This is a genomic window from Pseudoalteromonas sp. NSLLW218, from assembly GCF_015864775.1.
Classification (GTDB): domain Bacteria; phylum Pseudomonadota; class Gammaproteobacteria; order Enterobacterales; family Alteromonadaceae; genus Pseudoalteromonas.
Window position 1 is genome coordinate 352,730 of the sequence record NZ_JADYWO010000001.1, and the last position, 24,012, is coordinate 376,741.

Consider the following 24,012-nt stretch of genomic DNA (forward strand, 5'->3'; position numbering starts at 1 on the left):
TAAATTAAGTATTAAAAAAGCCGAGATTGAAATTCAATCTCGGCTTTTTTGTGTCTGTAATTTACGCTTTAACTTTGTAAGCTTTGATAAACGGTTTAATAACAAGGCAATAATTTAGATGTGTAGTGTTCTTACATAAAAAATTATTAACGCTGTTAGTGAACCATTTATCCTATACAAAGCGCAGGTAAACGGTTTAATAACAAGGCAATCATTTAGATGTGTAGTGCTTTTACATAAAAAATTATTAACGCAGCTAGAGAACCATTTATCCTATACAAAGCGCAGGTAAACGGTTTAATAACAAGGCAATAATTTAGATGTGTAGTGCTTTTACATAAAAAATTATTAACGCTGTTAGTGAACCGTTTAACCAGCTTTAAGCTTAAAAGCTATAAGTGTAGCCCATCTGTACTGTACGTGGCTTACCTGGCTGAATGCCACCGTTTGAACGGTTAGCAACGTATGTTTTATCAAACAAGTTATCAACGCTTAGGTATACTTTTTGATTCTCATCGATTAAGTATTTAGCAGCTAAATCCCATACTACGCGGCTATCAATTGCGTTTAAGCCCGACTCAGTCAAATTAGCATGCGCATCAGATACGTAACGTATTTGGCTGTTAACTACAAACGCAGAAAACTCAGCACCTAACGATAGCGCTACTTGGTTTTCTGGTACGTAAGGCATTGCATCACCTTTTTCTACCGCGCCCCAAATTTCTGAATCAAAATCGTTTTTAAACTCAGAGTCTGTGTAGGTATACGTTAATTTAACTGGGAACATAGCTGTATCAGTTGCAAACGTACGTGCTGCACTAAATTCAAAGCCTGCTACTTCTACTTCACCGTAGTTGTATTGGTCGCCAATGTTGTCGTCGCTACAACCAACCGCTGCAGTACAGTTACCGTGCATGTTGTCGTAGTCTGAGTAAAAGGCAATTACTTCACCGCTAAAGCCATCCATATTAAAGCGAGAGCCAAACTCAATGTTTACACTTTCTTCTTCTTCTTGGTCTGCATTACCTGGTGCTGCTGGTGCATAACCTTTTTGAATGCCCGCCAGTAGCGTTACATTTTCGTTAAGGGTGTAAGTAGCACCTAGCGACGGAACTAAAATTTCGGTGTCGTTCGACACATCTTTAGTTAAACCGTTGCTGCGTGTTGGATCTGATTTAGACCACTCTTCACGCGTAATGGTAATGTCTTCATAACGAAGACCTGCACTTACTACTAATGCATCAATTGTCCACTCGTCTTGAATAAACAAGGTGCTTGCTTCTGCGCTATCTACACGGTTGCTGTCTGAGCCCGGAACGCCTTGCTCTGTAAGCGTTAAGCTCAAGTCTTGATTAAGAGTGTAGGTATCTTGCCACTGAAAACGATCCATTTCGTCTTCGTGGTAACGTACGCCAACAGTCACATAGTGATCGCCTGCAGGAATATGTAATTCAGACTGAATACCTTTAGCTTGGTAATCGCGGTTATTAGCTTTAACACCAATACCTTCAATGCCTTCGCTTGTTGGGTTTGCTTCAAAATCGCTGTACTGCTCAAGAGTACTTAAACCTACGCTGCTGGCTTTATACCAGTTACGATGAAAATCGTTTAAGTAAGCCGTAGCTAAAAATTCATAGCCATCACCAAAACGGTACGCGTAGTTAAGTTGGTATGCGTTGTGGCGAGTATTCATTTCATCGTTTTGCGATGCAGCATAACGACGGTAAGGGCTTTTTTGGTAGTCTTCGTCTGTTAAGCCCATGTATGTTTCGTCTGATGTTTCATCAGAGTACTTAATTTTTAGCTCAAGATTATGCGCATCGTTTTGACCAAACGTATGGCCAAATTTTAATAGTAAATCTGTTTTTTCAAAGCCGGTGTTGTCATTGCCTACTGGCAGCTCTTTAAAACCGTCTGCGCCGTAAGTAAATACTTCAATTAAGCCTGCTGTGTTGTTTTTTTCTTTACCGAAGTAAGCGTGACCTTTGTAGTAACCATCACCACCAAGGGCTGCATCTACCATACCTTTTGAGCTATTTGGCTCAGTAGGTAAGCTGCGCGAAAGTAAGTTTAAAACACCACCCGTAGTACGCGGGCCATACTTAACTGATGCCGCGCCTTTTAATACTTCAATAGACTCCATACGACCCATAGTAGGGAAGTAGTAAGCAGAAGGTGCAGAGTATGGTGCTGGTGCAACCAATACACCGTCTTCCATTACTGATATTTTATCGTTACGGCCAGTACCTGTGCCGCGCATACCAATATTAGGGCGAAGGCCGTAGCCGTCTTCTTCTTGCACGTAAACGCCCGGAACAGACGCTAAAACGCGAGAAATATCAGTAAATTTGAATTTTTGAAGTTCTTCATCAGAAATAAACGTAGCCGAACCAGGAATGTCGTTAATTGCTTGTTCTGAGCCAATAACAGTAATTTGTTCAAAGCGTTGTTCTTTATCGCTGGTGTCTTTTGCTATTGCAGTAGCACTAAAAGACAAAGCAACCGCAGTTGCCAAAGTAGATACTAAAAACTTAGGGTTCATTGTGTTCCTAATCATGTCAATTATCTTAATTGGCGTAATTTGAACACGTTAACGAATACGAATCAATGTTATTAACTATTTAATTATTCAGTTTAATAGAACTAAAAACACCTACTTATGCAACTTAGTTAACTAAATTGTTTCTTTTGTATTACTTCACAACTCATAAACTAATTATAAAGTTTTGATTAGCTATAACCCAAACGTAGCGCTATAAACTCCGCGAGCTTATCTACGGCATGATCAGATTCACCCGAACTTTTAATTAAACTAATACCAATATTGCCAAGAGCCGGTAAATGTTTGGTTTGAACTTGATAGTTAAGCTCACTCGGTACTGTGCTTTTAGCAAGTACGGTAATACCTAAGCCTTCTTTTAATGCAGCAATAAGGCCGGTTAAATCTGCGTTGCTATAGACAATACGGTATTTTATGCCCGCATTTTTTAATGCATCAATTGCACGGCGACGATAAATACACCCCTCTGGGGCAGTAACTAGCGTAACCACGTCGTTTTGCGCAAGTGACAGGTCGCCCACCCACACCAGTTCGTCTTGCATAAAAATAGGAAACTTATCAGAGTTAAGTCGCTCATTGAGCGCAAGTACTAAATCGAATTGATCTTGCCTTGAGGCCGAAAGTAAATGTTTACTTAAACGCGATTTAACCTCTAACGATACCTCAGGGTAGAGCGCCACAAAGTCGCCAATAATTGAGGGTAAAATACGCGCTGCAAATTCGCTCGGAATACCTAAGCGCACTTTACCCGCGATATTTTCTGATGTGAACTGCTGCAAAATAGCATCGTTGTGTTGCATCATTTGTTTTGCCATAGGCAATAATAGCTCGCCGTACTGGTTTAATACTTGGCGCTGTCCTTGTTTTTTAAATAGTTTATATCCGAGCACGTCTTCTAGGCGCTTTATTTGCAAACTAACAGCTGGTTGCGATAGGCCAAGTAAATCGCCAGCTTTAGCAAAACCACCTATTTCAACTACCATTACAAAGGTACGTAAAGCATCGGTTGATATGTTTTTCATATTTAAAATTACAATTTATATAGCTATATATATAAGTATTATTTATCAATTGATAAAAAATTACAATTTGTTGTTGGTAGGCGTGGGCAATATACTTTTATAATCGAAAATACACAGGTATTTGTTATGACTTTTAACCCAATAATGTTTGCCCGCCACAGCAACGCAAGTAGTGCGGTTACTAACGCTTTGCAAACTAACAACAATCACGTTGTAATGGATTTTAGCGGCACCGAAACCAGTGTATTTTTAAGTACCATTTTAGGCCTTGATTTAACAATGCTTACCGCCAGCGGTTTAGGCTTAAAAGGCACACTAGATGGCGACTATAATTCTGACTACAGTTTTGCTGTTTATTACTTTAGCGAAACCGCTTTTAGATTCGTACTGCCACACAACGCAAGCCTTCAACTACAAGCACTTATAAACGAGCAACAACTACGTTTTGATATTGATTATGTAGTACGCACCGACCTAGCAAGTTTTATTTTAAGTGGCGACAATGCGTTTGATACTCTAGTTAATGCTTTTAAATTAACACCAGGTTTGCGCTTATCAAATGCGCAACTATGCTACGGTGCGCAAAGTGGTGATGTATTTATTACCGCCATTGATAAAAACGACGAACAACACTTTGTATTAGTAGCTAAACAACAAGAATTACAAAAATGGCAAAGCTACATGCAAGCGCAAGGTTTTGCACTTATGCATAGTGAAGCCGCATAACGAATACAAACAACAGGTAAACATAATAATGTTTACCTGTTTTTAATTGCGATTAAGCAATTAAAGTCTATTTAAGCCACGCCCTAAACAGGGTTAATTTAAACGTGAAGGAATGTTATGACTTCTAAAACTGTACTACATGCTAAGCACCTAGAAGCGGGCGCAAAAATGGTTGATTTTCATGGCTGGGAAATGCCAATCAACTACGGCTCACAAATAGAAGAACACAATAGCGTGCGTACCGACGCAGGCATGTTTGACGTATCACACATGACCATTGTTGATATTGAAGGGCCTCAAGCACAAGCATTTTTACGTAAGCTAGTAGCTAACGACGTTGCAAAATTAACCGTACCAGGCAAAGCGCTTTACACAGGCATGCTTAACGAGCAAGGCGGTGTAATAGACGACTTAATTATTTATTATTTTAGCGAAACGTTTTACCGCCTAGTTGTTAACTCAGCAACACGCGAAAAAGACCTAGCGCATTTAGCTAACGTATCGAGCGACTTTGACGTAACTGTTACAGAGCGCCCAGAGTTTGCAATGATTGCAGTACAAGGCCCTAACGCTAAAGCAAAAACAGCCACTCTTTTAAATGCCGAGCAACAAGCAGCGGTTGAAGGTATGAAGCCGTTTTTTGGTGTTCAAGTAGGTGATTTATTTATTGCCACAACGGGTTATACTGGCGAAGACGGTTACGAAATAGTAGTACCGAACGACCAAGCAGCCGATTTATGGCAACAACTGCTAGACGCAGGTGTTAAGCCTGCTGGTTTAGGTGCACGCGACACGCTACGTTTAGAAGCAGGTATGAACCTTTACGGCCTAGATATGGACGAAAGCGTATCACCACTTGCCGCTAACATGGCATGGACCATTGCATGGGAACCAGAAGATCGCGACTTTATTGGTCGTGACGTACTTGTTAAGCAACGCGCAGAAAAAAGCACTGACAAACTAGTTGGCTTAGTGTTTGAAGAAAAAGGCGTGTTGCGTAGCGGTTCTAAAGTAATTGTTGACGGTGGGGAGGGTGTTATTACCTCAGGTACTTTCTCACCAACACTTGGTTTTAGTGTAGCCCTTGCACGTGTACCACGTTCAACAGGGGATAAAGCTCAAGTAGAAATGCGTAAAAAATTAGTAAACGTTAAAGTAGTAAAGCCTAGCTTTGTACGTAACGGTAAATCAATAATTTAAATAATTTGGTTATACCAATCACAATAATTATTGCGATTGGTATCCTCCCAATATAAACCAAAGGACAAATAAAATGAGCAACATTCCTAGCGAGTTAAAATACGCACCTTCACACGAGTGGGTTCGCAACGAAGGTGACGGTACATTTACTGTTGGTATTTCTGAGCATGCACAAGAACTTCTTGGCGACATGGTATTTGTTGAATTACCAGAAGTTGGCGACGAAGTAGACGCTGGCGAAGACTGTGCAGTAGCAGAGTCGGTTAAAGCAGCATCAGACATTTACGCACCTATCAGTGGCGAAATTGTTGCTATTAACGAAGAGCTTGAAGATTCACCTGAAACAGTAAACAACGACGCTTACGGCGACGGTTGGTTATTCCGTATTAAAGCATCTGACGAGTCTGAGCTAGACAACTTATTAGACGCTGAAGGTTACTCGCACACTATCGACGAAGAATAATAATTTTTTGAAGATAACTAAAAGCCCCGTTTAATGTATAAAAATGGGGCTTTTATGATTTTACAGCGCACAACCCCATACTGAGTGAGCTGTTAAATCGTCAAATATTTTAATTAATGCTAGTTACCCATTAGCATTTAGGATCATAGGAATCTGGATTCATGTCAAACGCCAAATCTCTTGAAGAACTAGAGCAAAAGCAAGATTTTATTCGCCGCCATATTGGGCCAAGCCCAGCACAAGTAAGCGATATGCTAAGTGCTTTAGAAGTATCGAGTGTGCAAGAGCTCATTGACCAAACTGTACCGGCTAGCATTCGCTTAGAGCAGCCATTAACAGTTGGCGAAAGCCGTACTGAAGTTGAAACACTAAGCTACCTAAAATCAGTAGCAAGCAAAAATAAAGTTTTCAAATCGTACATTGGCCAAGGCTACCACCCAACTAACGTACCGCACGTAATTTTACGTAACGTACTAGAAAATCCAGGTTGGTATACAGCGTACACACCGTATCAGCCAGAGATTGCACAAGGGCGTTTAGAATCATTATTAAACTTCCAAACTATGACCCTAGATTTAACCGGTCTTGATTTAGCAAGCGCGTCATTACTTGACGAATCAACAGCCGCTGCAGAGGCTATGGGCCTTGCAAAACGCGTATCAAAAGCTAAAAAAGCCAATGCCTTTTTTATCGCAGACGACGTACACACACAAACAATCGACGTAGTAACAACGCGTGCAGAGCAGTTTGGTTTTGAAATAATTGTAGGTAAAGCAGAAGATGCCGTAAACCACGACATTTTTGGCGCATTGTTCCAATACCCAACTACATCAGGCGAAGTGGTAGACATAACGGACCTAATTGCCGGCGTACAAAGCAAAAAGGCCATTGCCTGTGTTGCTGCCGACATTATGAGTTTATTACTACTAAAAGCACCGGGTAAACTAGGCGCAGACGTAGTGCTTGGTTCGGCTCAACGTTTTGGCGTACCAATGGGTTACGGCGGTCCTCATGCTGCATTTTTTGCAACACGTGACGCATACAAACGTTCATTACCAGGTCGTATTATTGGTGTATCTAAAGACCGTTTAGGTAACGACGCACTACGTATGGCAATGCAAACGCGCGAACAACACATTCGCCGCGACAAAGCCAACTCAAACATATGTACAGCGCAAGTATTACTTGCCAACATGGCAGCGTTTTACGCGGTGTACCATGGCCCACAAGGCTTAAAAACTATCGCGCAGCGTATACATCGCTTTGCTGATATTTTAGCAAGTGGTCTTAAAGCTAAAGGCATCGCACTTAAGCACAGCACATGGTTTGATACGCTAACAGTAGTAAGCGACAGCAAAAACGACGTAACAGCACGTGCAATTGCAAAAGGCGTAAACTTTGCAACAAACCACGACGGCGAATACTCAATTTCGGTATCAGAGACTACAACACGTGCCGATGTAGCTGAGTTATTCGATATTATTTTAGGCGAAGGCCATGGCCTAAGTGTTGACGCTATTGCAGCCGACGTTGAGGCAAATGGCAGCGAGTCAATTCCGGCAAGTTTAGTACGTGACGACGAAGTACTAACGCATCCAAACTTTAACAGTTACCACAGCGAAACAGACATGCTTCGCTACATTAAGCGACTAGAAAGCAAAGACTTATCGCTTAATCACTCAATGATCTCGTTAGGCTCATGTACTATGAAACTAAACGCGACCGCAGAGATGATCCCAATTACGTGGCCTGAGTTTGCAAACCTTCACCCATTCTGCCCGCTGGATCAAGCAGAGGGTTACCAAATAATGATTGGCGAGTTACACGACTGGCTAATAAACATTACCGGTTACGATGCAGTATCACTTCAGCCAAACTCTGGTGCACAAGGTGAATATGCAGGCTTAATCGCGATTCGTAAATACCACGAGTCACGCGGTGATGCACACCGCAATGTATGTTTAATCCCAAGCTCTGCGCACGGTACTAACCCTGCATCAGCGCAAATGGCGAGCATGAAAATTGTGGTAGTTAACTGCGACAAAAACGGTAACGTAGACATGGCCGACCTTAAAGCGAAAGCTGAGGAAGTGTCTGAAAACCTATCGTGTATCATGATCACATATCCGTCTACGCACGGCGTATACGAAGAAACAATTCGCGAGATTTGTGACATTATTCATGAGCACGGCGGCCAAGTTTACATGGACGGCGCAAACATGAACGCGCAAGTTGGCGTAACAAGCCCAGGCTTTATTGGCTCAGACGTATCGCACTTAAACTTGCATAAAACGTTTTGTATTCCACACGGTGGCGGTGGTCCAGGTGTTGGCCCAATTGGTGTGAAATCGCACCTTGCTCCGTTTATGCCAAACCACAGCGTAATTAACGTACCAGGTACTAACATTGGTAACGGTGCGGTATCAGCAGCGCCTTACGGCTCAGCGGCTATTTTACCTATTTCATGGGCTTACATCACCATGATGGGGTCAGAGGGCTTAAAACAAGCCACTGAAATGGCTATCGTTAATGCTAACTACTTAACGCATGAACTAAGCAAGCACTTCCCAATTTTATACCGTGGTCGTAACAACCGTGTTGCTCACGAATGTATTGTTGACCTGCGCCCGCTTAAAGAGCTATCAGGCATTACTGAAATGGACGTAGCTAAGCGCTTGCAAGATTACGGCTTTCATTCACCCACTATGTCGTTCCCAGTAGCTGGCACATTAATGATTGAGCCAACTGAGTCTGAATCAAAAGGTGAGATTGACCGCTTTATCGAAGCAATGGTGTCGATTAAAGGCGAAATTGAAAAAGTAATTTCTGGTGAATGGTCAATCGAAAACAACCCGCTAGTGTTTGCACCGCATACACAAGGCGACGTGTTAGGTAACGAATGGGACCGCGCATACGACCGTTTTTACGCTGCATTCCCAGTGCCTGCAGTGGCCAAAAACAAGTTCTGGCCAACCGTTACACGTATTGATGACGTATACGGCGACCGTAACTTAGTATGTTCATGCCCAGCGGTAGAGACTTATCGCGACTAAGAGCAGAGACTAATTTTTTGACCTTTAATGGATAGTAAGCTCCATTATAGTTTGGGAATTTATCAAAAATTAAAAAAGCCGTTGCAGCAATGCAACGGCTTTTTTGTGCATAGTAATTCGCCATAAATTATATGAACGTAGGTTGGGAAGAGTGAAACGAAACCCAACGAATCACAAATATACTTACTCGCTCAAAAGCCAAGAGTATGTGTTATTTATTGCAGGCGTAAAGCTTGCTGGCGCGCTGGCGGCAGCCTTAAAGTTATAAATAACATTGTGCGCTTGTAGCTTTTAGGCTACATTTATTTAGCAAGTTGAATAAATTAGAGTAATTATTATGGCGCTACAAACATCAGATTTTAACCCGTTTGACTATATGGAAACACAGCAAGAAATTAATACATTTTTAGAAGAGTGTTTAGCTGATGATGATCCAAATACCTTTATTGAAGCACTTGGCTTATTAGTTAAAAAACATGGCGTCAGTGATATTGCTAAAGCAACGGGGTTAAACCGTGAAAGCTTATATAAAGCCGTTAACGGTAAAACCAAGCCACGTTGGGAAACTATTTTTAAAGTGATGAAAGCACTTAACTTTCGCCTTACAACACAAGTTGCATAAGCTGGGTAGAGTGAAACGAAACCCAACAAATCCCAACTATACTTACTCGCTTAAAAGCCAAGAGTATGTGTTATTTGTTGTAGGCGTTTAGCTTGCTGACGCGCGGGCGATAGCCCGAATAAGTATTTGAATAGGTGTTTGAGATTACTATTACAGATAACGCGAATACGTTGGGCACTTCTAGAAATTAGAAACCTTATTCAAGGTTTTGTCGCGCTGGCGACAGCAGCCAAAGAGGGGCTATAGATTTTCAAACTTAACTCTGCTGCTAGTAATTCATCCTTGAAGCTGGGTTACTGTCGGCATCCATGCCTTCACTTCCTCATACTGCGAAGCTGCGCTTCGGTTATTCGTCACCTCTCAGCGCACCCGAGCATCACGCTCAATCTTTCAAAGCATAATTGGTGTGAAGTTACATCGGTTTGCCACGTTAGCTCTTCCTTTTAAACTACTCTTTATATTATTGATAATACTTGTATCAAACGCTCATTATTTACTTCGAGTAGTGTTTCAAATTTACATCTAGTATCCCGCAGATAATCAGTATGGATAGACTCCAATCGATGCTGGTAGCAAGGGTCATTAACTCTTAATCCATCAGTCTGAATTTGAAATTTTTCAGACATCAAAGATAAAAATACATAATCAAAGCTTTTAAGACTTGCCTCACCTAGCTCTTTTAATTTTTCATAAAATATAGAATCTTCATTTTTGCTACTAATAATTACTCTAGTATGAGCAACTATATCAGGTAGCCCTCTATCAAAAATAACAAAATCATATTCTTTATTAAGTTTACTTATTTCATTTTCCATTTGTCTCATGACAAGCCATGATGTAGTTAATAGATTTTGTTCATAGTTTAAGTTCAGTGGGCATTCTCTAGCTACTTCATTAAAAACGAAAACTTTTTTCCCCAACTTTTCCAGTTCAATTTTTATCATTTGGATTAAAGTACTTTTGCCTGACGCAAACACACCCGTGATAAGTATTCTTTTCATTTTTAATTAGTTACCAAATTTATTGACGTACTTTTACTCCATATGGAATCGAAATATTTTTCATAATATTCATAACCAATGCCGCCCTTTCGATATTGGTATGCCATCGTCAATTGACTAACTTTATCCACCATAAATGGACCTGTAAATAAATTTTTATCTACTTTCATAATAGACTCTATTGGTAAATGATCGTACTCTTTAATGACTATTTGACTTGGATTTAAATCTAAATCTTTAATAGTTTTTGTGGACCAGCTAACTAGAAATTCAAGATTATTATTTATCTCATCTTTTGAAGCCCCTTCATCCTTTTCTCTCTGATGTATATACGCAGAATGTTTTTTAGGGATTAAAAACCTTATCTCCAACCCATCATTTAATCTCTCTTTAATTGTATCTCCGCAATAATTAAGGAGTCCTTTGCAGCCTAAAGCTGCAATGTCTAATTTTTTAGCTTTTTCAAGGCAAATATTAGCTTCTTTATTCATGCTTTGTTTAGTTTCAAATATTGAAATTAACTTCCAATTATTCACTATCTCAGTTGTTTTTTTCTCGGGTAATGTTATGTGATAATCCACAAAGTTAATAATGACGACGGATATTATCGAACAACCAATACTTAGTAGGATTGTGTTGGTATTACTATTTTCTACAATAAATGCTGAAAGCATTAAGATTAGACCTAATAAAAGGATTAAAACTTGGACGATGTTTTGCCTTTTCATTGTGTACCTATGGTTGGATGTGACTATTATTTACTTGATTTATATAGAAGAAGCGCTTTAAGTCAAGGTAAGTATTTATTATAAGGTATTCTTGAGTTCAAGATCTCTATTATTAAGGTGTAGCGTAGTGGGTTTGCACTACTCATATTTTAGTGTCGGGTTAGGCATTTAAATTTATATCATTGAATATAATAAATCATCGAAACTTAACAAGTAAAAAGTCCTAATAATTAGTTGATTTAAAGGTTATAATAATTAGTTTTTCAATAGCGACCGAGTGTTCTATCAAGTAAGGTTTAGCGTTACTATAAAAAGGACTGTGTAATGTATGTATATGGAACAAGTGATAGGTTATTTGTGAACTCGACATTAGGGTGTAAATCTCGTTGTTCCTACTGTTACCTCCCATCTCTAAATTATAAGATTAATGCAGACAAGTTATTAGCCTTGAGCAGCCAAGAACTAATAAAAAAAATTGAAAGTCACAGCCAATTTATACCAGGGAAAAATGGTACCATAATATCTTTGGGCTGCTACTCCGAGTGTTGGGACCAAGTTAATAAGAGTATTACTGTTGAAGTAATTCAGTATTTTTTAAAAAAAAATAATTTGATACAATTTGCCACTAAACAATTCGTTTCTTCAGATGATGTAGAGAGATTAATACCTCATATTACATATATTGGACAGCTATCGATATTCATTTCCTCGACAACAATTAGCCATTGGAATACTATTGAACGCGGTACAGCTTCACCAGAGTCTAGGTTCAGAAGTTTTGAGTTGATAGAAAAATTTAACGTTCCTCTGTACCTCTATATCAAGCCTGTTATCAAAAATGTAACTATAAAAGACCTCAAGGCTTACTTAGATGTCGTTAAAAAGTATAATGTAACTGGTGTAGTTGTAGGCAGAAAATTTGTAAAATCAAGTATCATCACAAATAAAATTAACCTAGCACCGATAGGTAGTGGTGAATTGAAATATAGTGAAGATAATAGCGATATAGATCAAATTGTTAAAGCTTTTTCTCTCGTGACTGATACTTATGAAGAAAGTTTAACAGCAGTTCAATTTTGGAGAAATAATGGGTAATATGCAAATAAATGATTTTTTTGATTCTGAAAACTTTCTTAATTTAGAATTCGATGAAATTCTGAATGCACCCAATAGTGAACTTATAATTTCAAATTTAATTTACTTAGTTGGTTACAACCACATAGAAATAGAGCATGAGCAGCCTAATTTAACAGTGTTTAATGCTGGTATGTTCACTGGCGACTTAGACCAAAAACTTAAAATAGAAAATGGAAAATTAGAAGGGAAGTTGCTTGATGTAGCTAATACTGTTTTTAATACTTTGAAAGACATAAAAAAAGAGTCAGATATTTCAGATTATTATTCACCAGAAATGAGAAAGTTAAAGCATCTTGAAATCTTGAAAAAGAATAATATTGACCCTTCATTCCTAAAAGAATTAAGAATGCGTTTGGTTCTTTAATTCAAAGTATTAAAAAAGTTTATTACTAATAATTTCATAGAGAATAAAATTTAAATGATTATAGCAATTGAAGGTATTGATGGTAGCGGGAAAAATACACAGGCTAAGTTACTTGCGGATAGATTATCGAAATCAGGAATTGATGTTACTTTAATGGGATTTCCGTGCTATTCGGAAACATTTTTTGGTAAAGAAGTTGGTTGTTATTTGAACGGAGAGTTTGGTGGGTTAGATGTTGTACCTCCCAAGCTTGCATCGATGCTATATGCTGGAGATCGTTTCGAGAAAAAAGCTTCAATACTTGAAGCTTCATCTGCAGGTAAAGTAGTGATTATAGATCGTTATGTTTCATCAAACATTGCGCATCAATCAGCTAAAATATCTGGCTCTGAAAGATTAGAGCTCCAACTATGGATAGAAAATCTAGAATATAACGTATATGGTCTTCCAAAAGCTGATATTAATATTTTATTAAATTTAGATGCTGCGAGCTCATCAAAACTTGTGCTACTGAAGAACACCAGAGATTATACTGATAAAGCTAAAGACCTTCATGAAGAAGATTCTAGCTATTTAGAAAAGGTGGCAACAGTTTACAACTCCCTTGCATCGAACTCCAAAAATTGGAAAATAATTAATTGCCTTAAAGGTGGTTCTATCAAAAGTATTGAAGATATTTCTGAAGAAGTATATAAAAGTATTCATAACTTAATAAAATAATTATTTTTGTATATATTTTATTATAAAAGTATTTTCAAACCTAACTATCCAAAAAGCTAATGTTTTAGAGTGAGCTATAATAAAGGGCAATGTTATTGCCCTTTATTATGCGCTTAAACTAGTTGTTATAAACTATAGCGCTACTAAGCTTTGCTCTAGCATTGCCTTTATTTGTTTTACTATTTTAGCTTCTGTTTCAGGTTCGAATTGTTGTATACGTGGGGTATGAATATGCCCTGTAGGTATACTTGAATTAAGCGCATCGCGCAGGCGAATACTTCGGTACGATATTTCGTTAGACAGGTAACCACCGCCGCCGCCATTTACCGCAATACTATTTTTAAGCTCGCCGTACGAACCCGCTTTATAGGTTTTTTCAAGCGTGGTGACTTCGTGATTGTCGATAACCTTATAAGGGCCTTTAGCTTGTTGCATGTAATTTACAGGCAAGCTAAATTTTACAAACTCGTTGCCCGGGAGTGGTCGTCCATTAAGTTTTGGTATTACTGGGCTTGTTTGCGTGCCACCATACACAATGTTGGCATTATCGGGGGCAGTTACACTGCGACGTTTACCCGGAAAGTGCTCTAAATCAAACTCTGTTCTGCCCATACTTACGGTTACTACCATGTCTACATTATTAAGTGCGTAGTAGGGGGCAAGTAGTGACTCTATTATACCTTGATCGAAGTCTTCGTAGCGTACAGGCACCATAACGGTGTTTATTTCTGCGCTCACGCCGTTGTAATTAATAACTTGGCCGTCGAGTAATAACGCCGCAACACCTGAGGGGTTACTTTGGTTTATGTTTTTATCGAGTAAAAAAGGGTCAAAGCCTGTAAGTAATATTTTTTTAGTGCTGCCTGATGAAAAAGCAAGGTCGGTACGTCCTCTGCTGCCTTCCTCAAGTAGGGTTAGTAAAGTATTTAGTTGGGCCTGCGTAATTGAAAATTTAGGTGATGTTGTGCGTATTACTTTACTTGAAAGCAGGCGTGCCCAGTAGAGCTCTCGGTCGTCGTAATTATTGGTTTTTACTATGCGTTGCTTGGCGTTTTCCCACAGTTCAAAGCTAAAGCTTTGTACTAATATTTTTGCACTTTTAAAGTCGTTAAGCTCTTTAAATTGCTGCTCAAAACTTGATACTTCTGGGGTAAATGCTTTTAAAACATTTGGCATAGCTGTTTGGGCTTTGTTGATACGCTGTTCTTCAACAGTTAAAGGGTTACTTAAAACAGCGAATGAAGAGGCAATTAAGCTAGTCGCTAGTAATACTTTGATCATGATACTCCTAAGATAAAGCGATTGTTTTATGTGTAATTTACTATCCTACGATTGCTAACTTAGAGCAACCTATTAACGTTGAATCGACTAAAATTTGCTTTTGCAGTGCATTCGTATTTTTTAATGGCCAATTGGCATCATCGGCTAATAAAAACCCCCGAGTCAAAATTGATCTTTGTGGATGTTACTTTAAGTTTTAATCAAAAGTAAAAAGCCGGTGCAGTAATGCAGCGGCTTTTCATGATGCTTTTATGCGCTTGTGGCGACACGAGCGTAAGCCACAATATAGTTTTAAACCTTTCTCTTTAATCGTCAGGCCCTTTTAAGGTAAACACTAAATGTTTACGCATATCTTTTAAAATAACGCCTTTTTTAAGCATTGCGCCGCTTAAACGCTTTTGCCACTTTAATAAATCTGGCTCTGCGGCGGCTAAGGCTTGCTCGTTTTCAAACTGAAAGCACAGCAGGAGTGAACTTGGAAATAAGTGATATTCCACATCAAACCAGCATTGCAGCATACCTGGGAGCTCAGCGCGGCCTTGTTCTTCTAATTTTTCAGCTGTATTAAGCACAAGTGTTTGCTGCTTTATTTGCACTGCAGAGAGTTTTTTCATTAATAAAATCCAAGTTAGCGGCTAAAAAATGCAGCCGGAATGCGGGCATTATACGCAAGCTTGTAGGCAGGCAACAACTTTGAAAGGGAGTTAATGTTTAATAGAGTGTATCAGCTTAAAATCTGGAGGGGATGTCGGAAGGCGCCCTAGGGTTTTGCCAAGTTGCTTGCAACAACTAGGGAGTGGTTGTCGCAAGCCGCTTTTAGAACCTCATCGCATTACGCGCTTAATACTTATAAGAGGTATTAATTGGGTCGGTTTATTTGGATCGGCGCTTGTCTAGTACATAACGTACGGCCATTCTTGCAACACCCGCACCAATACCCGAAACTACCGCCCATGTAACGGCCTCTTTGAGATCGGTTTCTTCGCTTGGTCTATCTTTTGGGGCTGGTTCGTTGGTAACCTTTTCCCACGATTTTTGTAAAGTTTTCCTTGTTAACATACCTGCAGATGCAGCGGCCAGACCTATACCTATCGTCGTAATTAGCTGTTTATTACTCATATTACCCTCGATTATTTAGTTGTAGCGTGAGTTATTAATATGTAACTCTTTAAGTAAGAACAGTAGTACCAGCAATTTACATACCGATAGACTCTGAAGACTTTAAATCAGGTTTTTTTAAGCGGTTATTATTCTCTTTGTGCAATTTAGTCGTTTTAAATCACACTTAAGCATCAGCTAAGTAACTAACGTAAAGCCTGTACCACTGTGCTCAGGTCTATTTTTCAGGCATTTACTCTGCAAATTAACTTACCTTCTAGTCGGCTTGTCTGTACATATAGTAAACACCATCGCCCTATGCTTTAATATTAAAAAACAAGGGAGGGCGTTATGAGTAAAAATCGATTTTTATTTAATAAATACGTTGCGGTAATGGCTGTGTCGGGCACTTTGGCTGCACCGGTAACTGTGCTTAGTAACGAGCAAGGGCCGCTAGTTGAGCAGCTTTGTGCTAGTTGCCATAGTTTAAATAACCTTGAGAGTAGCGCGGGTTATAGTCAGCAGGACTGGCAAACATTAATAAGCTATATGGTTGATACGGGCGAGGGTACTGCGCTTAGTAAAGATATAAGCGCTTACTTAGCTGATCATTATCCTGTTAATACCAAGCGCGAATCTAAGGTTGTTACGGGCGATTTAAAGCTTAGCTTTAAGTACTGGCAAGTGCCTACGCTTGGGCAGCGCGCTCGCGATCCGGTACAAGGTAAAAACGGACTTATTTGGTGGGTTGGCCAGTGGGGTAATATTTTAGGCAGGTTAGACCCTAAAACCGGCGATATGAAAGAGTACACACTGCCAAGTGGTACCTATGCGCACAGTGTGTCGCTTGATAAAAACCAAACCCCTTGGTTTTTAGGTAATAAAAATGGCACGGTTGGATATTTAGATTTAAAAACCGAAAAATTTAAAGTGTATAAAATGCCCGATAAAAATGCCCGCGACCCGCATACTGGTGTATTTGACGAGGCAGGTATATTTTGGTTTACCCTCCAGCACAGTAATATGATTGGCAAGCTAGACCCTACAACTGGCGATATTAAACTCGCTACTTTACCCACTAAAGGCTCACGGCCATATGGTATTAAGCTTGATTCAAACGGCACGCCCTGGGTTTCGTGTAATGGTAGTAACTGTTTGGTTAAAGTTGATAAAAAGACCATGGAGCTTAGCGAAATTAAACTCCCTGGCGCCAAAACGCATGCAAGGCGGCTTGCCATTACGCCTGACGATATGGTTTTTTATGTTAACTCTGGTATGGGTAAACTTGGCCGCTATAACCCTAAAAACGGTAAAATAACGCAGTGGGATAATCCCAGTGGTGAAAACAGTCACCCGTATGCAATTGAATATGCCGATAACGCCATTTGGTTTAACGAGTCAGCCAAACGCCCTGAAACCTTAGTAAGGTTCGACCTTAATACCGAAACCATGCAGAGCTGGCAAATTCCGAGTAAAGAGGGGGTTTACTCAGGATTAATTAGGCATATGCGCATGGGGAATAACGGGCTGATTATTCACCAAACAGCGACTAACCAATTAGCCGAAATTACATGGTCTGAGTAATAAATTTTCCTTTTGTAAATATATTTATATTAAAACTGCTATCGCTTGTTATTAAGTTTGTTTATGTGGGTAGGAGTTTTTTACAAAATTTGGCAGTTTTTACTCTAATAATAAGAGTGTTAGCACGGGGCTTTGTTTTATGTTATTGATTTTAAATAATAATTTACTTGGTTCGGGTTTTGCTTGGTAGTAAGTGTATTTTCTTAAATAAATAAAGGAGTTATTATGAGTACCGTTATTACTGGGTTATTCGAAAGTGCATCACAAGCAACACTCGCAATTTATAGATTAGAAGCTTTAGGTATTAATGAAGCTGATATTAGTATTGTAGCCAACGACTCATACGCAAAGGAAGATTTTGCTGTAGACGAAGGTACTAAAGCTTCTGAAGGCGGCCTTATTGGCGCGGCTTCGGGTGGTATTCTTGCTGCAATTATTGGTGGTTTCACTGCCGTAGGGACTGTAGCAACAGGTGGTACTGGTTTATTAGTTGCTGGACCATTAGTCGCTGCATTTGCTGCTGGTGGCGCAGGCGCCGCAGTAGGTGGTACTTTAGGTGCCGCAATTGGTGCGTTTATCCCCGAGCACGAAATTAAGTATTATGAAGATGCCATTGAAAAAGGCTCTATATTAATTGGTATTAAGTACGATAGTGACAACAAAAACGCTATTGAAGAAATACTTAACAATGCAGGCGCAAGTAACGTATCTACAGCGTAATGCTAGCTAATTAATTAAAAAGGTGAAACTTGGTTTCACCTTTTTTTGTGCTCGATTTTTAGTGCGGAGCAATAATACTTAATTAATTTGCGGGATTAAATCTTACGCTAACTGCGTTAAAAATTATGATATAAAACAACTAAATAACGTAATTTTTTGTCATTAAATGGACCCATATATAAGCGGATTTTTTTAAAACATGCTTTGATTAATAAATACCCCTTATAAATATAATGCGTGAAGAGTCTCTGTAAAAGACTTATTTAGATTGGCGCTTCTTTATTTTATAACGTACGGCCATTCAACCAACACCAACACTCGAGACTACCGCCTAAGTAATAAGGGCCTCTTTAATATCGTCTTTTTCACTTGGATTGTCTTTTTTGGTAGGGACGTTGGTAATCTTTTCTCACGAGCTTTGTAAATATGCCTCGGTTTTTACTTAATCTTTGAGTAAAAGTTAGCTCATTAATTAAATGGCTATTTAGTTAAAGTTATTTTAATCAATAAATTGCGACTAAAAAATACATAAATGTATGTTTGAACATAGGACTGGTATAGACATTGAAACTACTTATTTAATAGTCGCTTAATTTAGCGTTACTGTTTTATTAATTTGATACTAAACCAGGAGATGATGATGAATTGTTTGCAGTTTGATTCAAAAGTTAAAAGAAGTTTAAACCGCGTTTTAAAACCTGCTTTTGCAATATTATTTACCAGCGTTTTACTACAAAATAGTGCAATGGCTAATGTAAACGTTGAAATGCACCAAGTTACTAAGTCGGGGCAGGGGCAATTACTAGGCACTATTACACTAACAGAAAATGATCACGGCGTTGTTTTTTCACCAAACTTAAAAGGTTTAACGCCTGGGCAGCATGGCTTTCATGTTCATCAATTTGCTAGTTGTGAACCCAAGAAAAAAGACGATGAGGTAGTGCCTGGTGGTGGCGCTGGTGGGCATTTCGATCCAAAAGCTAGCGAGCATCATGATTATCCTTGGGCTAACGGTCATTTAGGTGATTTACCGGCGTTGTATGTAAATGAAAGTGGCCAAGCTAAATCGCCTGTTTTAGCGCCAAGGCTCACGCTTGAACAACTTAAACAACACGCAGTGATGATTCATGAAGGAAGTGACAACTATGCAGATGAGCCAAAGCCATTAGGTGGCGGTGGTAGCCGTGTTGCTTGTGGCGTAATTGAGTAAATATAAGGAGAAAGCTATGCCATATAAAAACCGGGACGAACTACCTGAGTCGGTAAAAAGTAACTTACCTAAACATGCTCAAGAGATATATCAAGAGGCGTTTAATAGTGCGTGGGATACCTACAAGGACCCAAGCGATAGAAAAAACGACGACGACCGCGAAACCACTGCGCACAAAGTGGCTTGGTCTGCGGTTAAAAATAGCTACAGTAAAAATGATAATGGAAATTGGGTTAAGTCGAGTAACTAGTTTTGATCAAACTAACAAAGCTAAAGCATTAAAAAGCCGCTACAGCTTATTGTAGTGGCTTTTTTATAGAGCCTAGTGATTAATCACTTTTCTATTTATCCGTTAAACAATACTTTACGGCGTGTTTGAGTAAAATTGGTAAGCAAAACCATAAGTACTGCTTTAAACACGAATGTGAGTTTGGTTTAAATTTACGTTATTATTTGTTTGTATTAGCCAAGCCAGAGAACACTTTGAATTATTTAGCTCACCTTTATTTAGCGCAGCCCACAGCCGATTCTCACTTTGGAAACTTGTTAGGTGACTTTGGTGGTAAAAGGCATGTAGATCACTTACCAAATACGGTTAAAAACGGGCTAAACAACCATTACTTAGTCGATAAATTTACCGACTCTCACCCGTTAGTAAAAGAAGCCAAGCAGTACTTTTCACCTGAGCGTAAACGTTTTGCTGGTGTGGCTATTGATGTGGTGTTTGATCATTTTTTAATTGTGCATTGGCAGCGCTTTAGCAAGCAACCTTTAAGTGATTTTAAGTACACCAGCTATCAGCTTTTGAATAATCGCATACCTGTTATGCCGCCGCGCATGCAGCATGTTGTAACAAGTATGACCAAAAACGATTGGTTTAAAGAGTACGAAACCGTTGAGGGAATAGGAGTAGCACTTGATAATATTGCTAACCGCATCCGTTTTACTAATAACTTTGCGGGGGCGGCTGATGATATAGCGCGGAATTACGATGAATTAGAAGCCGTGTTTTTAGCGTTCTTTCCGGAGCTAATTAAGCATGTAAGTGAGTTTGACCTTGAAAGCACCCCAAAAAATGGCATAAAGCGCATTATTTAAAGTTTCATCAATTGTTAACCTTTTGTGATAATTTAAGGTAAAAAAAACGCTACTCTAATACAAATTAATTTTTGAGTGTTTTTAATGATTCGCAATTACTTGGCTATTGTGAGCTTTGCCGTTTTAGCGGCATTTCAATCTGGTGCTGTATTGGCTTTCGACTTTGACTTAAAGTCTGTACGAACAACTATTTCAAACCCTAACACTAGTCACGCGTTAATATACGACGACTTGGCTGGGAGTAATCAAAAAACACTGTTTTCGTTAGAGCCCATAAACAACCAACGTGTGGGTGTGTTTTTTGATATTAACGACATTGAAATTGGCTACTCTGCCGATATTTTTGAAGATGATGTTGAAACAAAAACACAAGATATACTGCTTTCATATAGAAAGTTTAAAAATTCTAAAATCACTTTTAACTATCAAACGCTTGAAGGACTGCAAAGCACGGCTAGCAATTTAAGCGGCAATCAAACGGATCAAATTTTCTCGCAAAATACACGTTCAACCAAGTTTGAGCTATCTGGCCAACACAATTTTTATACCTTCAACAATAAAGAGTCTTTGTTTGAGCATTTTTTTCTTAATAGGCCAAAGCTAAGTAACAAATTTGATTTGTCGTTAAGTGTTGTTGGCGCGTGGTCTTTCAAGCATGTATCCCTTGAGAATAAAGATAATATTGTATTTCAGGCTGATTTTTTAAATTCGTCTGCACCACAGGTCACTAAGTTAATTTCTAATTCGTACGGAGCGAGTATTGGCTCGCTTTTATCATTTTCGTTACCGCATAATGTTCACGTATTTGCTGAATACAAAATAGGTAAGGGAAATATTCGAAATACAGACCCTGGGCTGGGGTTAAAAGATTCGGGCGGTGAAAAAGTTGAAGCGTACGGCGGTGGAATTTCTTGGACTTCTGACAATAAAAAACTTATGGTTGTACTTCGTGCATGGGAGCAAACAGGCCGGCACATAGATACTTCTTTTGGTGATTTGTCAGTAATTAAGTTTTTTTAGTATTGAGCACCGAAATAGTGAATTTACCAGGAATACTATGAGTAATAATAACGCAGTACCTCAGGCTTATGTGAAGCAAGAGGAAGGTTATAGAATAAAAGCCTTAAGATTATACCCTTGGGTATGCGGGCGTTGTGCTCGTGAGTTTGAGTACTCTAATTTGCGTGAGTTAACGGTGCATCATGTTGATCATAATCACAGTAATAACCCTGAAGATGGCAGTAACTGGGAGCTATTGTGTATTTATTGCCACGATAATGAACACAATAAATACCATGAACATATTATGTATGGCGGGTCGACTACAGAGCGAAAAGTTGAGGCTGCAACGCATTCCCCATTTGCCGATTTAAAAGCGCTGTTAAATAAATCAAAGTAATAGTTGAGCCACGTTAATGGTCAAATGAACTGGTTAAAATTTTATAACAGCGATTATTGGTTTAATAGTTATTGTAAAATATAAGCTTTAGCGACTATTTTCCATTCATTATCTAGTTTAGCTAATGTTAGTGCATCGTAAAAGCGGTTAGTAGAGCGAAATAAAACAACAGCTAAACGGTCGTCAACAATGTTCATGCTAATTATTTCACCATCGAGGTTTCCACCTGCTGGATTTTTGTTTGATGCCCATTGGTTAAGTACACTGGTCATGTCTTTATACGACTTAATAACTTCTTTACCGTCGTCGTTTTTTACTACACCCACCATTGTTGCGTGTTCTGCTGCAAATGCGCGAAATAAATGCGCTTTACTCGCCTCCCCTTGACCTTGAAAGTAGTCGTTTACTGCGGCTTTTATCGCTACTTTGTCAGAGGCTTGATCAGCCAATGTACTAAACGATAAAAAGGTAACACTTATAATAACTAACAACGATTTCAACATAAAACTCTCTACTGCTAATAATGAACAACGCACTAAATTTAAGACTGCTGGTGTAAGCTAAAGCAGCCTCACAATATTATATTTAAATGAAACTTTGTTTATTAAAGCTCTTTTGCTGTTTTGTCTTTTATGTCAAACCAGTTTGAGTCGGCTGAATTAATAAAGCCAGGTACGTCTTTTAGCCATTGCTTTTGAACTGATTTATCAAGATTTAAATAAAGTTTGTTTTCAACAATTTTGAACGCTTCTGGATCTACGTCAAACTTTTTCTCCATTGATACACCAAACGCACAAAAGCCACCAAATTGTGGTGCGTACTTTTCTGGATTCGCTCTAAATAAGTCGCGGTGCTTAGCTGAGGTGAATTTATAAATGGCATTTTTATGTGTTGCAGTATATTCAGAGCTACCTGTTACTGCTTTGTTTTGGGTAAAGTAAGCAACGGTATCGTAACCACTAATTGCAATATCGTTAACGTCGGCATTTGCGTCTATGTCTGCTGCAAAGCTTAGTGAACTGGCAAGTACAGATGCTGCAAAAAAAGCTGATTTAGTGAGTGTCGAAAATTTCATGTGTATCTCCAAAGGGTAATTTAATTAGTATGTTTGTTTAAACTCAACTGTACTTTATCGTTATTGTTTGGTTAATATGCGTCTATTAGTCTATATTTTCATACCAATAATCCAAAGAGGCGCTTATGGACGTACTTTCGAGTGTACTGAGTCACTTTTCACTTAACGCCAATGTGTTTTTTAGTGGAAACATGTGCGGTACGAGCGACTTTAGTGACGATCAAGGTGTTGGGCATTTACATTTATTGCGCTCAGGTACTCTCAAAGTGCGCAGTAACAGTGGCTTTGAAGTGGTTTTATCTACGCCTTCGGTTATATTTTTTCCTCACTCTACAGGGCACTGTTTATTTTCGGATAAAAGCGATGGTGCTGATTTAGTGTGTGCACAAATTAGCTATCAAAGTGGAGGGCATAGCCCTTTATTGCAGGCGCTGCCTTTTTGCTTAAATTACGAATTAACGGGTAATGGATTATTAGAGCAGAGCGCTTTTTGGATTTTTGAAGAGGCATTTAAAGACGCCAGTGGTAAGGATTTAATTATAGATCGCTTATGTGATGTATTTTTAATTAGTGTGCTGCGTAAGGTATTGAAAGAGGGCACAATTAAAAGCGGGATGATGGCAGGGCTTGCGCATCCTCAGTTGGCTAAGGTATTAATAAAAATGCATCAAACCCCAGAGCAAAGCTGGTCGCTTAGCGCTATGGCTGAGGAATGCGGCATGTCACGCTCTAAATTTGCCGACACGTTTAAGCGTGTAATTGAGCAAACACCGGCTGATTATTTAGCTGATTGGCGCTTATCGGTCGCTAAAAAGCTTATTTTAAAAAATCAAAATATGGATTTAGTGGCTAATCAGGTTGGGTACGAAAATGGCTCTGCACTTGCCCGTGTATTTAGAAAAAAAACAGGGCAAGCGCCAAAAGAGTGGTTATTGAGCAAGCAGTAAACAT

At 39.0% G+C, this 24,012-nt stretch carries 25 protein-coding genes; 16 read left to right on the top strand and 9 right to left on the bottom strand.

The genetic code is table 11. The features are described 5' to 3' along the window. Positions 1-385 precede the first annotated feature (385 nt). The gene (locus I6E80_RS01585) at positions 386-2,542 is read right to left on the bottom strand and encodes a TonB-dependent receptor (RefSeq protein ID WP_170071708.1); all 2,157 of its coding nucleotides are present in this window, start codon (positions 2,540-2,542) and stop codon (positions 386-388) included. Positions 2,543-2,730: 188 nt separating this feature from the next. Then, positions 2,731-3,582 carry a LysR family transcriptional regulator gene (locus I6E80_RS01590; protein ID WP_024599314.1) on the bottom strand — a complete coding sequence of 284 codons (852 nt, stop codon included), beginning with the start codon at positions 3,580-3,582 and terminating at the stop codon, positions 2,731-2,733. A gap of 126 nt (positions 3,583-3,708) precedes the next feature. Here I6E80_RS01590 and I6E80_RS01595 point away from each other — a divergent pair, with 126 nt between their 5' ends. The 5 genes from I6E80_RS01595 (at position 3,709) to I6E80_RS01615 (ending at position 9,646) form a co-directional block, all read left to right on the top strand. Continuing rightward, positions 3,709-4,308, top strand: coding sequence for a hypothetical protein (locus I6E80_RS01595; RefSeq protein ID WP_024599315.1), 600 nt, complete (start codon positions 3,709-3,711; stop codon positions 4,306-4,308). 117 nt (positions 4,309-4,425) lie between these two features. Then, a complete protein-coding gene (gene gcvT / locus I6E80_RS01600; RefSeq protein ID WP_197184611.1) occupies positions 4,426-5,508 on the top strand; it encodes a glycine cleavage system aminomethyltransferase GcvT in 1,083 nt (360 codons plus the stop codon). Between the two features lie 73 nt (positions 5,509-5,581). Next, entirely contained in the window at positions 5,582-5,971 is a 390-nt protein-coding gene (gene gcvH, locus I6E80_RS01605; RefSeq protein ID WP_002958029.1) for a glycine cleavage system protein GcvH, read from the top strand. Between the two features lie 161 nt (positions 5,972-6,132). Then, positions 6,133-9,024: an aminomethyl-transferring glycine dehydrogenase gene (gene gcvP / locus I6E80_RS01610; protein ID WP_197184612.1), complete on the top strand. Its 2,892-nt coding sequence runs from the start codon at positions 6,133-6,135 to the stop codon at positions 9,022-9,024. Positions 9,025-9,361: 337 nt separating this feature from the next. Continuing rightward, positions 9,362-9,646: an addiction module antidote protein gene (locus I6E80_RS01615; protein ID WP_007579952.1), complete on the top strand. Its 285-nt coding sequence runs from the start codon at positions 9,362-9,364 to the stop codon at positions 9,644-9,646. A gap of 455 nt (positions 9,647-10,101) precedes the next feature. On the opposite strand, the gene I6E80_RS01620 is transcribed toward I6E80_RS01615, so the two are convergent. Together I6E80_RS01620 and I6E80_RS01625 are read right to left on the bottom strand one after the other, a co-directional pair. After that, positions 10,102-10,647, bottom strand: coding sequence for an AAA family ATPase (locus I6E80_RS01620; protein WP_197184613.1), 546 nt, complete (start codon positions 10,645-10,647; stop codon positions 10,102-10,104). A 2-nt stretch (positions 10,648-10,649) separates the two neighbouring features. Then, on the bottom strand, positions 10,650-11,375 hold the full coding sequence (locus tag I6E80_RS01625; protein ID WP_197184614.1) for a hypothetical protein: 726 nt from the start codon (positions 11,373-11,375) through the stop codon (positions 10,650-10,652). 447 nt (positions 11,376-11,822) lie between these two features. On the opposite strand from I6E80_RS01625, the gene I6E80_RS01630 reads away from it, so the two are divergent. Genes I6E80_RS01630 through I6E80_RS01640 form a run of 3 tightly spaced genes read left to right on the top strand, consistent with a single transcriptional unit; the run spans position 11,823 to position 13,596 of the window. Next, positions 11,823-12,470 carry a hypothetical protein gene (locus I6E80_RS01630; RefSeq protein WP_197184615.1) on the top strand — a complete coding sequence of 216 codons (648 nt, stop codon included), beginning with the start codon at positions 11,823-11,825 and terminating at the stop codon, positions 12,468-12,470. Next, positions 12,463-12,876, top strand: a complete 414-nt coding sequence (locus I6E80_RS01635) for a hypothetical protein (protein WP_197184616.1) — start codon at positions 12,463-12,465, stop codon at positions 12,874-12,876. The genes I6E80_RS01630 and I6E80_RS01635 overlap by 8 nt, the downstream gene beginning before the upstream one ends. Before the next feature lie 54 nt (positions 12,877-12,930). Continuing rightward, the gene (locus tag I6E80_RS01640) at positions 12,931-13,596 is read left to right on the top strand and encodes a hypothetical protein (protein WP_197184617.1); all 666 of its coding nucleotides are present in this window, start codon (positions 12,931-12,933) and stop codon (positions 13,594-13,596) included. A 132-nt stretch (positions 13,597-13,728) separates the two neighbouring features. Here I6E80_RS01640 and I6E80_RS01645 read toward each other — a convergent pair whose 3' ends face one another. The 3 genes from I6E80_RS01645 to I6E80_RS01655 all read right to left on the bottom strand — a co-directional run bounded on the left by I6E80_RS01645 (position 13,729) and on the right by I6E80_RS01655 (position 15,996). Continuing rightward, positions 13,729-14,877 carry a hypothetical protein gene (locus tag I6E80_RS01645; protein ID WP_197184618.1) on the bottom strand — a complete coding sequence of 383 codons (1,149 nt, stop codon included), beginning with the start codon at positions 14,875-14,877 and terminating at the stop codon, positions 13,729-13,731. A gap of 305 nt (positions 14,878-15,182) precedes the next feature. Next, complete coding sequence (locus tag I6E80_RS01650; RefSeq protein WP_024599517.1) at positions 15,183-15,491, bottom strand: hypothetical protein; 309 nt, start codon at positions 15,489-15,491, stop codon at positions 15,183-15,185. 259 nt (positions 15,492-15,750) lie between these two features. Then, positions 15,751-15,996 (bottom strand): DUF4235 domain-containing protein, encoded by a 246-nt coding sequence (locus I6E80_RS01655; RefSeq protein WP_002958040.1) that lies wholly within the window; start codon positions 15,994-15,996, stop codon positions 15,751-15,753. 330 nt (positions 15,997-16,326) lie between these two features. Here I6E80_RS01655 and I6E80_RS01660 point away from each other — a divergent pair, with 330 nt between their 5' ends. The 7 genes from I6E80_RS01660 (at position 16,327) to I6E80_RS01690 (ending at position 21,986) form a co-directional block, all read left to right on the top strand. Beyond that, complete coding sequence (locus I6E80_RS01660) at positions 16,327-17,559, top strand: cytochrome C (protein WP_197184619.1); 1,233 nt, start codon at positions 16,327-16,329, stop codon at positions 17,557-17,559. Between the two features lie 225 nt (positions 17,560-17,784). Further along, entirely contained in the window at positions 17,785-18,279 is a 495-nt protein-coding gene (locus I6E80_RS01665; protein WP_024590238.1) for a hypothetical protein, read from the top strand. Positions 18,280-18,919: 640 nt separating this feature from the next. Beyond that, a complete protein-coding gene (gene sodC, locus I6E80_RS01670; RefSeq protein ID WP_197184620.1) occupies positions 18,920-19,489 on the top strand; it encodes a superoxide dismutase family protein in 570 nt (189 codons plus the stop codon). 16 nt (positions 19,490-19,505) lie between these two features. Beyond that, positions 19,506-19,739 (top strand): ChaB family protein, encoded by a 234-nt coding sequence (locus tag I6E80_RS01675; RefSeq protein WP_039485228.1) that lies wholly within the window; start codon positions 19,506-19,508, stop codon positions 19,737-19,739. A 233-nt stretch (positions 19,740-19,972) separates the two neighbouring features. Continuing rightward, positions 19,973-20,587 carry an ACP phosphodiesterase gene (locus I6E80_RS01680; RefSeq protein WP_197184717.1) on the top strand — a complete coding sequence of 205 codons (615 nt, stop codon included), beginning with the start codon at positions 19,973-19,975 and terminating at the stop codon, positions 20,585-20,587. A gap of 84 nt (positions 20,588-20,671) precedes the next feature. Then, complete coding sequence (locus I6E80_RS01685; RefSeq protein WP_197184621.1) at positions 20,672-21,607, top strand: hypothetical protein; 936 nt, start codon at positions 20,672-20,674, stop codon at positions 21,605-21,607. A 37-nt stretch (positions 21,608-21,644) separates the two neighbouring features. Further along, complete coding sequence (locus I6E80_RS01690; protein WP_024599512.1) at positions 21,645-21,986, top strand: YajD family HNH nuclease; 342 nt, start codon at positions 21,645-21,647, stop codon at positions 21,984-21,986. Positions 21,987-22,054: 68 nt separating this feature from the next. On the opposite strand, the gene I6E80_RS01695 is transcribed toward I6E80_RS01690, so the two are convergent. Both I6E80_RS01695 and I6E80_RS01700 read right to left on the bottom strand, forming a co-directional pair. Continuing rightward, the gene (locus I6E80_RS01695) at positions 22,055-22,489 is read right to left on the bottom strand and encodes a nuclear transport factor 2 family protein (RefSeq protein ID WP_197184622.1); all 435 of its coding nucleotides are present in this window, start codon (positions 22,487-22,489) and stop codon (positions 22,055-22,057) included. Positions 22,490-22,590: 101 nt separating this feature from the next. Further along, entirely contained in the window at positions 22,591-23,061 is a 471-nt protein-coding gene (locus I6E80_RS01700; RefSeq protein WP_197184623.1) for a YHS domain-containing (seleno)protein, read from the bottom strand. A 125-nt stretch (positions 23,062-23,186) separates the two neighbouring features. On the opposite strand from I6E80_RS01700, the gene I6E80_RS01705 reads away from it, so the two are divergent. After that, entirely contained in the window at positions 23,187-24,008 is an 822-nt protein-coding gene (locus I6E80_RS01705; RefSeq protein WP_197184624.1) for an AraC family transcriptional regulator, read from the top strand. Positions 24,009-24,012: the final 4 nt, after the last annotated feature.

Excerpts from the sequence above, each read along its gene's own strand:
- I6E80_RS01585 (WP_170071708.1), bottom strand. The coding sequence starts at position 2,542 with ATGAACCCTAAGTTTTTAGTATCTACTTTGGCAACTGCGGTTGCTTTG.
- I6E80_RS01590 (WP_024599314.1), bottom strand. The coding sequence starts at position 3,582 with ATGAAAAACATATCAACCGATGCTTTACGTACCTTTGTAATGGTAGTT.
- I6E80_RS01595 (WP_024599315.1), top strand. The coding sequence starts at position 3,709 with ATGACTTTTAACCCAATAATGTTTGCCCGCCACAGCAACGCAAGTAGT.
- gcvT (WP_197184611.1), top strand. The coding sequence starts at position 4,426 with ATGACTTCTAAAACTGTACTACATGCTAAGCACCTAGAAGCGGGCGCA.
- gcvH (WP_002958029.1), top strand. The coding sequence starts at position 5,582 with ATGAGCAACATTCCTAGCGAGTTAAAATACGCACCTTCACACGAGTGG.
- gcvP (WP_197184612.1), top strand. The coding sequence starts at position 6,133 with ATGTCAAACGCCAAATCTCTTGAAGAACTAGAGCAAAAGCAAGATTTT.
- I6E80_RS01615 (WP_007579952.1), top strand. The coding sequence starts at position 9,362 with ATGGCGCTACAAACATCAGATTTTAACCCGTTTGACTATATGGAAACA.
- I6E80_RS01620 (WP_197184613.1), bottom strand. The coding sequence starts at position 10,647 with ATGAAAAGAATACTTATCACGGGTGTGTTTGCGTCAGGCAAAAGTACT.
- I6E80_RS01625 (WP_197184614.1), bottom strand. The coding sequence starts at position 11,375 with ATGAAAAGGCAAAACATCGTCCAAGTTTTAATCCTTTTATTAGGTCTA.
- I6E80_RS01635 (WP_197184616.1), top strand. The coding sequence starts at position 12,463 with ATGGGTAATATGCAAATAAATGATTTTTTTGATTCTGAAAACTTTCTT.
- I6E80_RS01640 (WP_197184617.1), top strand. The coding sequence starts at position 12,931 with ATGATTATAGCAATTGAAGGTATTGATGGTAGCGGGAAAAATACACAG.
- I6E80_RS01645 (WP_197184618.1), bottom strand. The coding sequence starts at position 14,877 with ATGATCAAAGTATTACTAGCGACTAGCTTAATTGCCTCTTCATTCGCT.
- I6E80_RS01650 (WP_024599517.1), bottom strand. The coding sequence starts at position 15,491 with ATGAAAAAACTCTCTGCAGTGCAAATAAAGCAGCAAACACTTGTGCTT.
- I6E80_RS01655 (WP_002958040.1), bottom strand. The coding sequence starts at position 15,996 with ATGAGTAATAAACAGCTAATTACGACGATAGGTATAGGTCTGGCCGCT.
- I6E80_RS01660 (WP_197184619.1), top strand. The coding sequence starts at position 16,327 with ATGAGTAAAAATCGATTTTTATTTAATAAATACGTTGCGGTAATGGCT.
- I6E80_RS01665 (WP_024590238.1), top strand. The coding sequence starts at position 17,785 with ATGAGTACCGTTATTACTGGGTTATTCGAAAGTGCATCACAAGCAACA.
- sodC (WP_197184620.1), top strand. The coding sequence starts at position 18,920 with ATGAATTGTTTGCAGTTTGATTCAAAAGTTAAAAGAAGTTTAAACCGC.
- I6E80_RS01675 (WP_039485228.1), top strand. The coding sequence starts at position 19,506 with ATGCCATATAAAAACCGGGACGAACTACCTGAGTCGGTAAAAAGTAAC.
- I6E80_RS01685 (WP_197184621.1), top strand. The coding sequence starts at position 20,672 with ATGATTCGCAATTACTTGGCTATTGTGAGCTTTGCCGTTTTAGCGGCA.
- I6E80_RS01690 (WP_024599512.1), top strand. The coding sequence starts at position 21,645 with ATGAGTAATAATAACGCAGTACCTCAGGCTTATGTGAAGCAAGAGGAA.
- I6E80_RS01695 (WP_197184622.1), bottom strand. The coding sequence starts at position 22,489 with ATGTTGAAATCGTTGTTAGTTATTATAAGTGTTACCTTTTTATCGTTT.
- I6E80_RS01700 (WP_197184623.1), bottom strand. The coding sequence starts at position 23,061 with ATGAAATTTTCGACACTCACTAAATCAGCTTTTTTTGCAGCATCTGTA.
- I6E80_RS01705 (WP_197184624.1), top strand. The coding sequence starts at position 23,187 with ATGGACGTACTTTCGAGTGTACTGAGTCACTTTTCACTTAACGCCAAT.